This window comes from Rhodobacteraceae bacterium S2214 (assembly GCA_025141675.1).
Lineage (GTDB): Bacteria > Pseudomonadota > Alphaproteobacteria > Rhodobacterales > Rhodobacteraceae > Yoonia.
In genome coordinates, this window is the sequence record CP081161.1 from 1,467,043 (window position 1) to 1,481,368 (window position 14,326).

A 14,326-nucleotide genomic window follows, 5' to 3' on the forward strand; every position below is an offset into this window, starting at 1 on the left:
CCGAAATTTCACCGCCAAATGCGGCCAAAATGAATGGAACGCCACGGAAACCTGACGACGACCTAGCGTCATGGAAACAAGCCGAATGCGGCGTGAAAATCAAAATTGATACACCATTGTGTCATAATCTGGTGCGTGCTACCAATTTTGGGTGGTCAATATGACAGGCAATTTCAAAGCCTGTCATATGCATGTTGCATCATTCATTCAGTTGACAGATGCGCCCTGCTGCGTTGACCATGAAAAGGTGGGGCACGTCGTGTCTCGCGATGGCCGGGGAGGGTCGTCAAACACAAGTCGGGGGGAGACGCTGCATGGCAGTCCTGTTTGGCCTTTTGTGGCCATTAGAGCGTATCAATTCCATCGTGCTTGCGATTGGTAAAGTCGTGGCCGTTGCTGCCCTTGCCATCATGGTTTGCTTGATCCTTGGCCAGGTTTTCTTTCGCTACATTCTGAATGATGCCCCGAACTGGACCGAAGAAGCCGCGCGCTTTGGGATGTTGTGGATGACGGGTCTGATGGCGCCGCTTGCATACCGCATGGGCGGATTTGTCGGCATTGATATGCTCGAACGGGCGTTGCCGCGTGTCTTGGCCGGCATCCTGTCGCTTGTCCTGATGGTCCTCACGATGTGGGTTCTGATGGTCGCGTGGGAACGTGGTTTGAACAACCACATCGACACCTTGTCCGGCAAAGGCTGTTCTGCTTCGTTGCGCTGGCCGTTCGGTATCGAAGTCGGCAAATGCGGTGAAAAATTCCAGAACCGGTTCCAATACGCATCGCTTTGGGTCGGGGTGAACCTGTTGATCCTCGTGAACCTTGAACTGATCATCCGTCAAATCATTACGCTCGCAGGGCAGGGTGATCGCCTGAGCCGTCTGACGGCGGACGAAGATATTGCAGGGGCCTCATAATGCTACTTTGGTTCCTTCCGCTCTTCCTGATCCTGATCATGATCGGCCTGCCAGTCGTCTTTGCACTGCTCGTGTCGCCGTTCGCGTTGATCATGATCGAAGGCGATACACGCAACGTCGTCGCGGGCCTTTATCGTAACTTTTACAACGGCATGGACAGTTTTCCATTGATGGCGTTGCCGTTCTTCATGCTGGCTGGTGAGGTCATGAACCGCGGCGGTATCACCGTCCGTCTGGTCGAGTTTTCGCAAGCGTTCATGGGCCACCTGCGCGGCGGTCTGGCGCATGTGAACATCCTGTCGTCGATCCTATTCGCAGGCCTGTCTGGGTCTGCTGTCGCCGACACTTCGGCCCTTGGGTCCACCTTGATCCCCGCGATGGAAAAGAACGGCTATAGCCGGAAATTTGCAGCGGCCATTACCGCAGCTTCATCCGTCATCGGCCCGATCATCCCGCCATCCGGCATCATGATCATCTACGCCTATGTCATGGGCGAAAGCGTCGCGGCGTTGTTCTTGGCAGGTATTGTGCCGGGTGTCCTTGTCGGTGTGGGGCTGATGGTCATGGTCCGGCTTTTGGCGGACAAATACGACCTGCCCAAAGCTGAACGCATCGTGCAGAAAAACCAGTCGATGACGGCGCTGGAAAGCTGGGTTAGCTTCTTCCTGATCCGGATCAACATTGCAGGTTTGCTGTACGCAGTGTCCGGCATCGTCACCCGTTTCATCCCGCAAGAGGTCAACGGCTGGCTGATCTTCCTGATCGCGCTGCCAATTGCACATGCCATTGCGACAGCCACCAAAAAGCGGGTCAGCCATGATTTCCGCATCGTCTGCAAAAAGGCCATCGCGCCGCTGCAAACGCCGATCATCATCCTTGGCGGTATCCTCGTGGGTGTCTTCACTCCGACAGAAGCCTCCGCTGTGGCCGTGGCCTATGCCCTGATCGTTAGCTTCTTTGTGCTGCGGTCAATGAACGGCAAAGACCTGCTTGAAGTGCTGGCGAAATCTGCGCTTTCCACATCTGCGGTGTTGCTGCTGGTCGGTGCAGCCGTGGCGTTCAAAACCGTGGTCAGCCTGTCCTATGCGCCGCAAATTCTGTCCGATTACATTCTGTCGCTATCCGAAAATCCGCTGATCCTGCTATTCCTGATCAACATCCTGTTGTTCATCGTCGGCATGTTCTTGGACGCGGGCCCTGCGATCATCATCCTCGGGCCGATCTTGGGGCCAATCTTTGTGGACCTCGGCGTGCACCCTGTGCATTTCGCGATCATCATGTCGGTGAACCTGACCGTCGGGCTAGCGACACCGCCCATGGGGCTTGTCCTATTCGTCGCGTCAACGGTGTCCGGCGAAAAGGTCGAAACCATCGCAAAAGCGATCCTGCCGTTCCTCGCCGTGGAGATCTTCGTGATCTTCCTCATCACCTATATCCCCGCCATTTCGATGACGGTGCCTTACCTGACTGGATTCTTGGGCTGCGGCCCAGAGGTTGGTTTCTCAGCTTGTATCAGTCCAGTTCCAACGCCAAACTAAGAACTACCAAAGGGAGAAGAAAATGTTGAAAACACTATCAAAGGTCGCGGCGACAGCTGCTTTCCTTGCTGCACCATTTGCAGCTTGGGCAGACGGTCATCAGGAATTTACGATCCGTGCGACTGCGAACTCGAATGAAAACGACGAAGACTATGACGGTCTGGTTGTCTTCAAAAACTACGTTGAATCCGCATCCAACGGCCGTATCGGCGTTGAACTGTTCATCGGTACACAGCTGTGTTCCGGTGGTGCTGAATGCCTCGAAGGCGTGGCTGAAGGGTCCATCGACGTCTACATCACCACATCCGGTGGTGCGGCCGGCATCATGCCGTTCGTTCAGGTTCTCGACCTGCCATACCTGATGTCCGATGACCGCGTGGCCGAGGCTGTGCTGACTGGCGACTTCACACGCACAATGCGTGACATGGGTCTGGAAGCAACTGACGGCGCGCTGCGTCTGATGACAATCGGTAACACAGGCGGCTGGCGCAACTTCGCGAACACGCAGCGCCGTGTTCAGGGGCCAGCAGACATGGAAGGTCTGAAAATCCGGACTGTTGTCGCTGACCTGCCGCAGGAACTGGTCCGTGCATTGGGCGCGTCCCCGACACCGATCCCGTGGCCTGAATTGTTCACATCGTTCCAGACGGGCGTTGTTGAAGGATCCAAAAACGGCATCACCGACATCATGGGCATGAAATTCCCTGATGCTGGTCTGCAGTACGTCACACTCGACGGCCACGCCTACATGGGTGCGCTGTGGTTCATGAACAACGAAAACTTCCTCGGCATGCCAGAAGACATGCGCCGCGTGGTTGTTGACGGGTTCTCCCAACTGCAGCAGGCGACCTTCGCGTCACCAAAGCGCAAGTCCATCGAAGCCTACGAAGCATTCGTCGCAGGCGGCGGTGACCTTTACGTACCAACACCTGAAGAAAAAGCAGCCTTCGCAGAAGCAGCGACACCTGTTCAGGCTTGGTTCCGTGAAAACGTAGACGGCGGCAACGAAATCCTCGACGCGATGATCGCAGCCGTGGATGCAGCCGAAACAGAGCTCGCAGCAGAATACGCAAGCGACCTGAACTAAGCGTTCACACATCACATCGAAAGGGCCGTCCATCACGGGCGGCCCTTTTGCGTTGGCGATCCCGCGCGCGTCCGCTACGATGCCCACAACAAAAACGGGAGACACCCATGCGAGGCGCAGGCGGCAGCGACGGCGGCGAATTTAACTTTCTCATCGGGTTGGTGATGATGGTGGCAGGCGGCTATTTGCTGCTGTCAAACATCGTGATCCGACCCATCTTTGGCATGGGCACGCGGGCCTTTGGGCTTGGGGGCTACGACGTCACCACAGGCATGATCCTGATCCCGTTCATGTTCGGGGTGGCCATGGTGTTCTACAACGGACGCAGCAAAATCGGCTGGGGGCTGGCGATCGGATCAGTCATCGCGCTGGTGGTCGGAGTGATCTCGAACCTGACGCTGCAATTCTCGAACCTAAGCGCCTTCGACCTGCTCGTCATCCTCGTGCTGCTCTTCGGCGGGATCGGGCTGTTCCTGCGGTCGCTGGGAAGTAGGTCGTAATAGTCGATCCAAACGAGCGGCTGGACCTCGGGGAGGCTACCAATGAACCGCAGCCTATCAACAAGGTGTAAAGCAACGACTGGCGAAACGTTGCAAGAAGCGCCCTCCCCATGGGGGAGGTCCGGGCGCTGCCAAATCGAAGATTTGGCTGGTTTCAACATGTGACCACTACGATTGGGGAAGTCTGCTTCGAGCCCAGAGTGCATGATGCTGCGAGATGAACGAATGGCTGGTATCTGTATCTCGCCCAGTTGCTTTGTCACTATAAGTCGACAACTATGGCTTCACTTACAAAGATGACCAAAACCTAATAAAGCGGCGGCCAAAGGTTCAGGTTGTAGCGAAACACGACATTTCGTTTTGGCGTTTCGATCGAATTGAACAGAAATGGTGGACACGAAATGACGAATTATTCAGACATCAACGCTCTATTTATAAACACTTCGTTAAAGAAACAACCAAGCGAAAGTCACACTAAACTGTTAATGAATGCCTCTGCCAAAATTATGACCGACAATGGGGTGAACGTCGAACACCTGCATATGTTAAGCCATAATATTCCCGCAGGCATTTACCCCGATATGACGGAACACGGCTGGGACGCCGACGATTGGCCCGGCATTTGGGAAAAGGTAAAAGCGGCTGATATCTTGGTAGTCGGAACTCCCCTTTGGCTGGGCGAAGAATCTTCGGTATGTCGGGTTTTAATCGAACGCCTTTACGGTATGTCCGGAGAGCTGAACGACAAAGGCCAGTCCATCTATTATGGCAAAACAGCGGGGTGTGTGGTTACAGGCAACGAAGACGGTGTCAAACATGCTGCAATGACAATCGGATACGCTATGAGCCATCTTGGCTTCACGATCCCGCCGCAGGCCGATTGCGGATGGATCGGCGAAGCCGGGCCTGGACCATCATATGGTGACAAAACCGACGACGGAGGTCACGTTGGTTTTGAAAACGAATTCACTCAACGCAACACGACAATCATGACTTGGAACTTGATGCACCTGACGCGGATGCTGAAGGACGCAGACGGTTATCCAAACCAAGGCAACGATCGCAACGCTTGGGATGCGGGTGCAAGGTTCGGATTTGAAAACCCTGAATATCGGAGTTGAGTTTTTTCTAAGGATGAAAAGTGTTTGCCCTTCTGCTGCATATTGCCTCAGCGGAAGGATCGCGCATTGCTTCGTTTAAGAGCAGCCATTTATTCGCGCGTAGCGAAAGGCAGCTAAGTCCCGCACAGCAGCCATTCGACCCTCACCGAAACGGATACATCCACACCCGATAGTCATCCACCATCTTCTCGGCCTGCGCCCGCTGCTCATCCGTCAATTTCGGCGATAATTCTTCCAGTGAATCCGGCGCATCCACGTCCCCGCCTATTGCCGACAATGCATACCAAAGGTACGCTCTGACATAGTCCGGGGTGGGGAGGCCGCGGCCGACTTCATAATACCAGCCAAGCCCAGATTGCGCACCCGGATGCCCTTTCAACGACGACCGCAGATACCAGTCGAACGCACGGATATCGTCCTGTTCGACGCCCAGTCCAAGCGCGTACATGACGCCGATCAATTCTTCCGCGTCGGCGTTGCCGGAACGCGCGTAAACCTCGAACAGCGCGCGGGCTTCTTCAAATTGCCCTGCTTCCATCAGATCGCGGGCTTCTTCCATGTCGGCGGACGCGGGGCTGGCCCACAGGAAAACCGCGATCAGCAGTGCACGGGTTGTGTACGGGTTGTGCACGCGTTTCACATCTTGCTCCTTAACCTTTTTGCCGGTGCCAGCATGGCTGCCGCACAGGGGATTTCGGCAGACGATTACATCCCCGTGGACCCCTTGCAAGCCGAACTTGGCCAGCTTTTGTTCTATGATAAAATCCTGTCAGGAAATCGCAATATAAGTTGCGGCACATGCCACCATCACGACCATGCAGGCACCGACGGATTGTCGCTTGGGATTGGTGAAGGTGGGGTTGGTGTCGGGCCGGAACGGACAGCTGGGGAAGGGGCGGACGCGATCCGAAAACGCATTCCGCGAAATGCGCCAGCCCTTTGGAATCTTGGACATAAATCCGTTGAGGTCATGTTCCACGACGGGCGTCTGACGCCTTCTGATCTGTACGAAAGCGGCTTCGATAGTCCGGCAGAGGAATGGTTGCCCGAAGGGCTTGATAACCTCGTCGCGGCACAGGCCTTGTTCCCCATGACATCGCAATTTGAAATGGCCGGAAACCCCGGCGAAAACGAGGTCACGGGTGCTGTCCACGAACGCATCGATTACGGCTGGCCAATCATCGCAAAACGCGTGCGGACTATTCCGGAATACGGCGAAAAATTTGTCGCGGCCTTTAACCATATCGAAACCGCAGATCAGGTAACAATCGTCGAAATTGGAAATGCCTTGGGTGCGTTCATCGCGTCCGAATGGCAAAGTTTTGATAGCCCCTACGACGACTGGCTCGCAGGGTTGCCATTGGATGATGATGCGGAACGTGGACGGGAAATTTTCTTCTATTCTGCACGGTGTAGCAGCTGCCATAGCGGTGATCTGTTCACGGATCAGGGCTTTCATGCGCTGGGTCTACCTGCCTTTGGTCCAGGTCGTACGCGGCGGTTTGACCCGATCCCGCGCGACGTCGGCCGTATGGGCAAATCGGACCTTCTGGAAGACGCCTATCGTTTTCGCACCCCATCCTTGCGCAATGTCGCCCTGACGGGTCCTTACGGTCATAACGGAGCGTTTCCGACGCTTGAGGCGATGATCATGCATCACGCTGATCCGGTCGCGTCCCGCGCGCGCTGGACGCTTTCGGACGCGCAGCTGCCCGATGTGCCTTGGATTGCTGTGGTTGACGGGGCGATCGCGCAAGATGCTGCCGAAATCGAACGTCAGGCGTCAGTTCAAGATTTGCGTTCGTTGTCCATTTCAGAGGATGATGTGCAGTATCTGGTGGCGTTTCTGAATGCCTTGACCGGCAAAACCGCCGAAGATCGCCCGTTAGGGAGACCGGATACTGTGCCGAGTGGGTTACCGGTGGACTGATCGTTCCAACGGCGGGGCCATCTTCAATAGTGCCGCTGAAAATTCGGTGCCCTAACAATGGGAAAGCCAAGCATGAACGCGACAATTGACAGCCTCAACCAATACCCGATCAAGGGGCTTTCCGGACATGCGTTGGAAACGGTAGACCTATCGCCGAAATGTGGTTTTCCAATTGATCGCGTCATGGGGTTTGCGAAGCCTGATAGCGGCTTCGATCCGAGCAATCCGATGCCGTTGTCGAAAAACAAATTTCACGTTTTGGCAAACGATCCGCGCTTGGCGTTGTTGGATACGACTTACGACGCATCCCGCAACGAATTAAGGATTGAAGGACCGCAGGGCCCGCAATTGTTTCAGCTTGATGCGGACACGGGGATGGCGGATGCCTGCACCGCATTGCAGCAATATCTCGATTTGCCGGACACCCACAAACCGACATTATTCAGCGCATCCCCCCATCGTTTCACGGACGTATCAGTGACATCCGCCCAATTGATGAACGCAGTCTCTCTGATATCGCAATACAGCGTTGATGCGTTCGCGCGGACTGTCGGCCATCCAATTGATGCGGCGCGTTTTCGCGGAAATATCGTCTTCTCAGGGATGCCAGCATTTCACGAATTAGACCTGCTGGGAAGGACCATCCAGATCGGAGAGGTTCATCTTCACGTGCTCAAGCGCACCAAAAGATGCGCTGCGACTGAAGTGAACCTTCAGACGGGGGAACGTGACGTGAAGGTGCCATATCTGTTGCGCAAACACTTTGGGCATATGGATATGGGCGTTTACGCTGAAGTCGTGAAGGGCGGGACGATACGTATCGGCGACGAAATCACGGTGTTGTAGCGGCCCCCGGCTGTAGAAGAATGCGTTTGCGACGTATGCGTTGTGTCTTCGAAAGGTGCTCAACACCGCTGAGGGTGCACAGTTAACGATGGTCAGCGGTTATGAGCGATACTTCTGTATACAACGATAGGCCTTGATCACGGGCCGCTGATCTGCACAAAATGTGCGTAGAATAATTCGATAAGATTTTGACCCAAAAGTTTGTTTTCATTTCATGATTTGAGAGCAATATGTGCACGATTTCTGCAGGACTGAGTGAACCATGAAGCGATTAGAAAGCCATGCCGTTGGCGTGGACCACGGAGATGTCATATTGTTTTCGGACTTCGAAGATGATGGCGAGATGTGGAAGGGTGAAGGACCGCGTTCCGCCCGGCATTCCGTCACGTTTTCGGAACGCTATGTCGACGCGCCAACTGTTTCACTGCAGATGTCGATGATTGATATGTCGAACGACGCCTTTATCCGTGCGGATCTTCAGCCCGAAAACATCTCTGAAGCGGGCTTTGACATTGTTTTTCGCACGTGGGGCGATAGTCGCGTTGCGCGCATTCGGGTCGCTTGGCAGGCGATTGGACCGCTGCCAAGCGATGATACTTGGGAGCTATAATTTAGCTCGTGTACATGCCTTCGTAGATTGGGCCCAGCGTTTCGTGGTCGAACAGCGACGACACAGACGTACCGTTTGACGTGTTCAGGATTGCCTGGGCAAACATGGGTGCCGTCGGAACGATCCGAATTTTGTCAGTCGCCAACACCGGTTTTGTCGCTTCGATTGTGTCGGTGATCACGAGATGCTTCATGACAGACGCGTTAACACGTTCGATCGCTGGGCCAGACAGCACACCGTGTGTGATGTAGGCGTGCACTTCTTTTGCGCCGTGTTCCATCAGGACTTCCGCCGCTTTGCAAAGCGTGCCTGCTGTATCAACGATATCGTCGACGATCAGGCAGGTCCGGTCTTTGACGTCGCCGATGACGGTCATTTCGGCCACTTCACCGGGCTTGCCGCGGCGTTTGTCAACGATGGACAAAGGTGCGCCGATACGCTGCGCCAAATCGCGGGCACGGGCCACACCACCAACATCAGGGGACACCACCATGATGTCATCCATCTGCTGCTTGAAGTTATGCTTCACATCCAACGCAAAGATCGGCGACGCGTAAAGGTTGTCGACTGGGATATCAAAGAAGCCCTGAATTTGCGTTGCATGAAGATCAAGGGTCAGAATGCGTTCAACCCCCGCTTCGACGATCATATTCGCAACCAGTTTTGCGGTAATCGGTGTACGCGCTTTAGACCGGCGATCCTGACGGGCGTAGCCAAAGTATGGGATCACAGCCGTGATGCGGGCCGCAGAGGAACGGCGCAGCGCATCGGCAATAATCAACAATTCCATCAGGTTATCGTTTGCCGGATTTGAAGTTGGCTGGATGATGAACATGTCCTCGCCGCGGACGTTTTCAAACACTTCGACGAAAATTTCACCGTCGTTGAAACGTTCAACACGGGCATCAACAAGGCCTACTTTCCGGCCACGGTGCATCGACATGCGTCGTGCGACCCTTTCGGCCAATGGGGTGTTGGCATTTCCTGAAATCAGTTTGGGTTCGGTGGTCGTCATCTGGCGCGGTCCTTTGGCAGAAGGTCTGTTCATTGTAACAGATTCGTGGCGTTGACACCGCTTAACACGCCGCTACGGTCACGCAAACATCATGCGCGTCAGGAGGACCAAATGGCCCATATCGATTACTACTTTGCAACGCTTTCCCCCTTCACTTACCTGTGCGGCACCCGTCCAGAGGAAATCGCAAAGGCCCACGGTGCAACCCTGACGTATAAACCGCTGGATATCATGCAATTGTTTGGCCGGACTGGCGGCGTGCCACCGAAGGACCGTCATCCAAACCGGCAGGAATACCGTTTGCAGGAATTGCGCCGTCGTGCCGCCTTGGCCGAGATGCCGATCAATATCAAACCTGCGTTCTGGCCGACAAATGGCGCGCCTGCGTCATATGCGATTATTGCGGCGCAAGCGGCGGGTGGCGATGTGGCCAAGCTGGTGGCGTGCATCACCAAGGCCTGCTGGGCCGATGAAAAAGACATTTCACAGGATGACGTGATCCGTGCGTGTTTGGTTGAGGCTGGGTTCGACGCTGATCTTGCTGAAAAAGATATGTTGTCGAGCGCGGAAACCTTTGCTGCGAACCTCGAACAGGGGATTAACGCGGGTGTGTTTGGCGCACCATTCTTTGTTGTCGGCGAAGAAAAGTTCTGGGGTGAAGATCGCTTGGCTGATCTGGATGCCCATCTTGCGGGTAAGATCTGATCTGGTGACGGTGGCGGGGCAATGCTCCGCCACTTTAGATTTTTAGCTGTTCAGAACCGCGATAAATCTTTCCACATCTTCTGAAGTTGCGGACCAATCTGTCACCATACGCGCGGTGAGGATTTCATCAGGGTCGCCTTCAGCCGGATCGCCGCCAGTGACGTAGTAATTCGCGCCAGCGTTCAAAAGCCGTTGGTGCAGGTGGCGCGGATAGCGAGCGAAAATCATGTTGGCCTGTGGCGTTTCGACGAAGTTGACCGCGTCGTGTCCGGCTAATCCGTCGGTCAACTGCGCACAGCGTGCGTTTGCCATTTTGGCCATGTCCAGCCACAGATCATCGGTCAAATACGCCAACATCTGCGCCGACAGGTATCTGTGTTTTGAAAACAAATGGCCGCCGCGTTTGCGCCGAAGCTCAAATTCCCATGCAAGTTTGGGATCGAAGATCACGCAAGCCTCGACGCCGAGCAGACCGTTTTTGGTGCCGCCGAAGCTGACTGCGTCGATGCCGGACTTCCATGTCATTTCGGCGGGCGTGCAGTCGAGCGTCGCAATTGCGTTGGCAAAGCGCGCGCCGTCCATTTGGACCAAGCTGCCAAATTCACGGGCCACGGCGGTGAGCGCTTTCAGTTCATCCAGCGTATGAACCGTGCCCATTTCCGTGACTTGGGTGATGGACACCGGACCGTGCTGTGGGCCGTGAACACCGCGATTGCCTTCGCCTGCCATGGATGTCCGCAGAGCGTCCGGCGTCATTTTGGCGTGGGTGGCAGGCACCAGCGTCAGCTTGGCGCCGCTGTAAAATTCAGGCGCGTTGCATTCGTCTTCGTGGATGTGAGCCATGGGGCTGCAAAAGATCGTGTCCCACGGATTTGCCATTGTTCCCAAAAGGATCGCATTGGCGGCAGTACCGGTCGCGACCAAATAGACGGCAGCGTCGGGCGCTTCGAACAAATCGCGGATTTGTTGGGTCACAGCGGCCATTTCGGCGTCCGCGCCATAGCCGGATCGGTAACCGGTGTTGGCTGCATTCAATGCGTCCATCACGCGTGGGTGCACGGGGCCGGAGTTGTCAGACGCGAAAAACATCAGGTCGGTTCCTCGATAATGTGGTCTTCCCAGTCGTCTTCATCGACTTCAAATTCGGGGACCGTCCGGCCTTGCATGGTTACGCCCGCCTCGTGGATTGCAGTGCTATTGCCCGCGATCAATGGGTGCCAGTCGTATAGACCGCGCCCTTCATACAACAACCGATAGCCGCAAGTGCGCGGCAACCAATACATGTTATCCTTCAACGTCTTGGGCGTCAGGACGATGCATTCTGGCACAAACTGATGCCGGATCGGATATTGCGTGCAAAGGCATGTTTCGTTGTCGAGCAGGCGGCACGCCACACGGGTCAGCGCGACTTCGCCGCTGTCTTCGTCTTCTAGTTTGTTCAGGCAGCATTTGCCGCATCCGTCGCAGACCGCTTCCCATTCGGCCTTGTTCATCTGATCGAGCTTTTTGGTTTCCCAATACCGATCCGCAAGGCCGTCGCGTGGGATATCAGACATCGATCAGTATCTTTCGGGCTTGGTCGCAATCGGCGTCCATTTGGGTGATCAGCGCATCGAGGCCGTCAAATTTCAGTTCTGGCCGTAGATAGTCCACGAGCGCGATGGACACGGTGGACCCGTATAAATCCCCTTTGAAATCAAAGATGAAGGTTTCGCAATTCGGGACATTCTCGCCAAACATCGGGCGCACACCAATGGATGCGGCACCACTGTAGCTGCCCTTGTGCGGCCCATCCAAGACGTCGGCTTTCACGGCATAAACCCCGAATTTGGGCTGGTGTAGGCCGCTGATCGACATGTTGGCTGTCGGATAGCCAAGTTCACGGCCGCGCTGTTCGCCGCGGATCACTTCACCTTCGATGCGGTGCCAATGGCCCAACATGGCGGCGGCGTCACGCGGGCGACCTTCGGTCAGCGCGGTGCGGATCGCGGTTGAAGATACCTCTGCCGTCGAGATGGTTTTCATCGGTGCAATGGTCACGCCAAACCCCATTTCTGCGCCGAACGCTGTTAAGTCTTGTGTTGTGCCTGCGCGGCCTTTTCCAAAGCAGAAATCAGACCCGACAACGACGTGTTTCAGCCCCAGTCGATCAACGATAATCTGTTGCGTGAATTCGCGTGGCGTCAGGGCGGCGAGGGCGGCGTTGAACGGCACTTCATACAGTTTATCGACGCCCAGACGTGCAAGGCGATTTGCCTTGGCTTCCGCATTCATCAGGCGGAAGGGGTTGGGATCATTCGAAAAATAGCTACGCGGGTGCGGTTCAAACGTCATGATCCCAAGTGGCGCGTTCGCAGTGTTGGCCGCTTCGCGCGTCAGGTCGATGACCGATTGATGGCCAAGATGTACGCCGTCGAAATTACCGATAGCAGCCGCAGCACCGCGGTCGCTTGGGTCGATGAAAAGGGTGTCACGGATAATACGCATGAGCTTGCGTAACCTGCCGCGAAACGGGGCGCAAGGTCAGTCGAATTTACGCGACGGTGCGAGCACAGTTGCTTCGCCTACCAGCACTTTTTTTCCGTTTACGATGCAACGCGTTTCCATTTTTACGCGCCGCTTCGAATGGTCGATTTCCATGACTTCAACTTCGGCCAGAACCATGTCGTCTGGGCGGACTGGCGCCAGGAATTTCAGGCTTTGTCCAAGGTAGACGGTCCCGTGACCCGGAAGTTGTTCGCCGATGACGGCTGAAATCAAACCGGCTGTCAGCATCCCATGCGCAATCCGACCGCCAAAAATGGTGTCGTGTGCATAGTCGTCGTCAAGGTGGACAGGATTGCGGTCGGTCGAAACTTCGGCAAACAATTCGATATCACGGTCGGTCACTTGCTTGCGCAGCGACCGAACCATGCCGATTTCAATGTCTTCGATACAGATTGTTCCGCGCGGTGCATTGTCCAACATCTTGCGTCCTTAGGGTAATAAAAGTCCGACCGGAATGGCCTCATTGAAATTTTATTACTTCGCGACCGCAGAAAAATCAACCCCTAAGTTCTTACCGCAAGTGGCCGATACTGTAGGTCGCAGACATTTTTTCTGTTTCTAAATAGTTGTTTAGCGCCTGTGGGTCCGGTTGTTGATCGGTTTTTGTTTCTTCAGCTGCCAATCCGCCTGTGATAAACAGTGTATCAAGGTCTTCTTGCACGCCGCCAAGCACATCGGTACGAATCCCGTCGCCGATGCATATGATATCGCTGTCCGCGATAGATTTGCCGAGCGCTGCGAGCCTGCGTTTAGCCAGATCGTAGATCGGCGGATGGGGTTTGCCGAAATACAGGCTTTCACCGCCCATTTCTGTATAAAGCGCCGCTAGCGCGCCCGCGCACCATTCGCGCACATCGCCGCGATCAACGATGATATCTGGGTTTGCACACAACAATTTCAGACCCTTTTGTTTGGCATACAGAAACTCTGGCCGGTTGACGTCGACGTCCGCCAACGTATCGAACGGGCCGCAGCAAACGATGCCTTCTGCGTCTTCCAACGGGACTTTTGTAATCTCGATCGGGTTTTCTAGGATCGACATCGGTTTAAAGAAATCATCGTCGCGGGGTGTTTCGCCCATGAACCAGACCTTTGATCCAACGATGCCCCGGAACATCGCAGAACGGGCACTGTCGCCCGATGTCGCTATGGCATCCCAGGCATCATCAGGAATGCCGAAGTCGAGGATCTGATGCGCCACGGAATCCCATGGACGCGGCGAATTTGTGACCAAAATGACGATGCCGCCTTTGGCCCGAAAATCTTGCATTGCTTTGACGGCGGCAGGGTGGGCTTCGATCCCGTTATGCATGCAGCCCCAAAGGTCGACGAATGCGGCGTCGTAGCGATCTGAAATCTCGGAAAAAGCGGTGATGATTTGGGTCATGGGACACCTTTGTGAAACGAATGAGAGGGCAGTCGCCCTTTGTACAAGGGGTACACCGGACGCGGGCAGGGCGTACACCTGAAAGTTAGGCAAAAAGAAAGGGCGCTGAAAAGCGCCCTGTTCTCG

Annotated in this window: 16 protein-coding genes; 9 read left to right on the top strand and 7 right to left on the bottom strand. The window is 55.1% G+C overall.

Annotated features, from left to right (window positions below; all coding sequences use genetic code 11):
• Positions 1–314 precede the first annotated feature (314 nt).
• From K3729_07305 to K3729_07325, 5 genes are all read left to right on the top strand, one after another.
• Positions 315–914, top strand: coding sequence for a TRAP transporter small permease subunit (locus K3729_07305; protein ID UWR00569.1), 600 nt, complete (start codon positions 315–317; stop codon positions 912–914).
• The gene (locus K3729_07310) at positions 914–2,452 is read left to right on the top strand and encodes a TRAP transporter large permease (protein ID UWR00570.1); all 1,539 of its coding nucleotides are present in this window, start codon (positions 914–916) and stop codon (positions 2,450–2,452) included. The genes K3729_07305 and K3729_07310 overlap by 1 nt, the downstream gene beginning before the upstream one ends.
• A gap of 22 nt (positions 2,453–2,474) precedes the next feature.
• Positions 2,475–3,539, top strand: a complete 1,065-nt coding sequence (gene dctP, locus K3729_07315; GenBank protein UWR00571.1) for a TRAP transporter substrate-binding protein DctP — start codon at positions 2,475–2,477, stop codon at positions 3,537–3,539.
• Positions 3,540–3,646: 107 nt separating this feature from the next.
• A complete protein-coding gene (locus K3729_07320) occupies positions 3,647–4,039 on the top strand; it encodes a hypothetical protein (protein ID UWR00572.1) in 393 nt (130 codons plus the stop codon).
• 401 nt (positions 4,040–4,440) lie between these two features.
• Positions 4,441–5,160, top strand: a complete 720-nt coding sequence (locus K3729_07325; protein ID UWR00573.1) for an NAD(P)H-dependent oxidoreductase — start codon at positions 4,441–4,443, stop codon at positions 5,158–5,160.
• Between the two features lie 142 nt (positions 5,161–5,302).
• On the opposite strand, the gene K3729_07330 is transcribed toward K3729_07325, so the two are convergent.
• Positions 5,303–5,719, bottom strand: a complete 417-nt coding sequence (locus K3729_07330) for a sel1 repeat family protein (GenBank protein UWR00976.1) — start codon at positions 5,717–5,719, stop codon at positions 5,303–5,305.
• A 114-nt stretch (positions 5,720–5,833) separates the two neighbouring features.
• Here K3729_07330 and K3729_07335 point away from each other — a divergent pair, with 114 nt between their 5' ends.
• The 3 genes from K3729_07335 to K3729_07345 all read left to right on the top strand — a co-directional run bounded on the left by K3729_07335 (position 5,834) and on the right by K3729_07345 (position 8,546).
• A complete protein-coding gene (locus tag K3729_07335; protein UWR00574.1) occupies positions 5,834–7,090 on the top strand; it encodes a methylamine utilization protein MauG in 1,257 nt (418 codons plus the stop codon).
• 72 nt (positions 7,091–7,162) lie between these two features.
• Positions 7,163–7,936, top strand: coding sequence for an MOSC domain-containing protein (locus K3729_07340; protein UWR00575.1), 774 nt, complete (start codon positions 7,163–7,165; stop codon positions 7,934–7,936).
• Positions 7,937–8,198: 262 nt separating this feature from the next.
• Positions 8,199–8,546, top strand: coding sequence for an H-type lectin domain-containing protein (locus tag K3729_07345; protein UWR00576.1), 348 nt, complete (start codon positions 8,199–8,201; stop codon positions 8,544–8,546).
• Between the two features lies 1 nt (position 8,547).
• Here the strand turns inward: K3729_07345 and K3729_07350 are convergent, their stop codons facing one another.
• Positions 8,548–9,561 carry a ribose-phosphate pyrophosphokinase gene (locus K3729_07350; protein ID UWR00577.1) on the bottom strand — a complete coding sequence of 338 codons (1,014 nt, stop codon included), beginning with the start codon at positions 9,559–9,561 and terminating at the stop codon, positions 8,548–8,550.
• Positions 9,562–9,672: 111 nt separating this feature from the next.
• On the opposite strand from K3729_07350, the gene K3729_07355 reads away from it, so the two are divergent.
• Positions 9,673–10,266, top strand: coding sequence for a 2-hydroxychromene-2-carboxylate isomerase (locus K3729_07355; GenBank protein ID UWR00578.1), 594 nt, complete (start codon positions 9,673–9,675; stop codon positions 10,264–10,266).
• A 42-nt stretch (positions 10,267–10,308) separates the two neighbouring features.
• Here the strand turns inward: K3729_07355 and K3729_07360 are convergent, their stop codons facing one another.
• From K3729_07360 to K3729_07380, 5 genes are all read right to left on the bottom strand, one after another.
• On the bottom strand, positions 10,309–11,355 hold the full coding sequence (locus tag K3729_07360; protein ID UWR00579.1) for a low specificity L-threonine aldolase: 1,047 nt from the start codon (positions 11,353–11,355) through the stop codon (positions 10,309–10,311).
• Positions 11,355–11,822 carry a YcgN family cysteine cluster protein gene (locus K3729_07365; protein UWR00580.1) on the bottom strand — a complete coding sequence of 156 codons (468 nt, stop codon included), beginning with the start codon at positions 11,820–11,822 and terminating at the stop codon, positions 11,355–11,357. Before K3729_07365 ends, K3729_07360 begins: the two co-directional genes overlap by 1 nt.
• Positions 11,815–12,753: a bifunctional riboflavin kinase/FAD synthetase gene (locus tag K3729_07370; protein ID UWR00581.1), complete on the bottom strand. Its 939-nt coding sequence runs from the start codon at positions 12,751–12,753 to the stop codon at positions 11,815–11,817. Before K3729_07370 ends, K3729_07365 begins: the two co-directional genes overlap by 8 nt.
• Positions 12,754–12,789: 36 nt before the next feature.
• A complete protein-coding gene (locus tag K3729_07375) occupies positions 12,790–13,233 on the bottom strand; it encodes a MaoC family dehydratase (protein ID UWR00582.1) in 444 nt (147 codons plus the stop codon).
• Positions 13,234–13,324: 91 nt separating this feature from the next.
• The gene (locus tag K3729_07380) at positions 13,325–14,200 is read right to left on the bottom strand and encodes a TIGR01459 family HAD-type hydrolase (GenBank protein UWR00583.1); all 876 of its coding nucleotides are present in this window, start codon (positions 14,198–14,200) and stop codon (positions 13,325–13,327) included.
• Positions 14,201–14,326 lie beyond the last annotated feature (126 nt).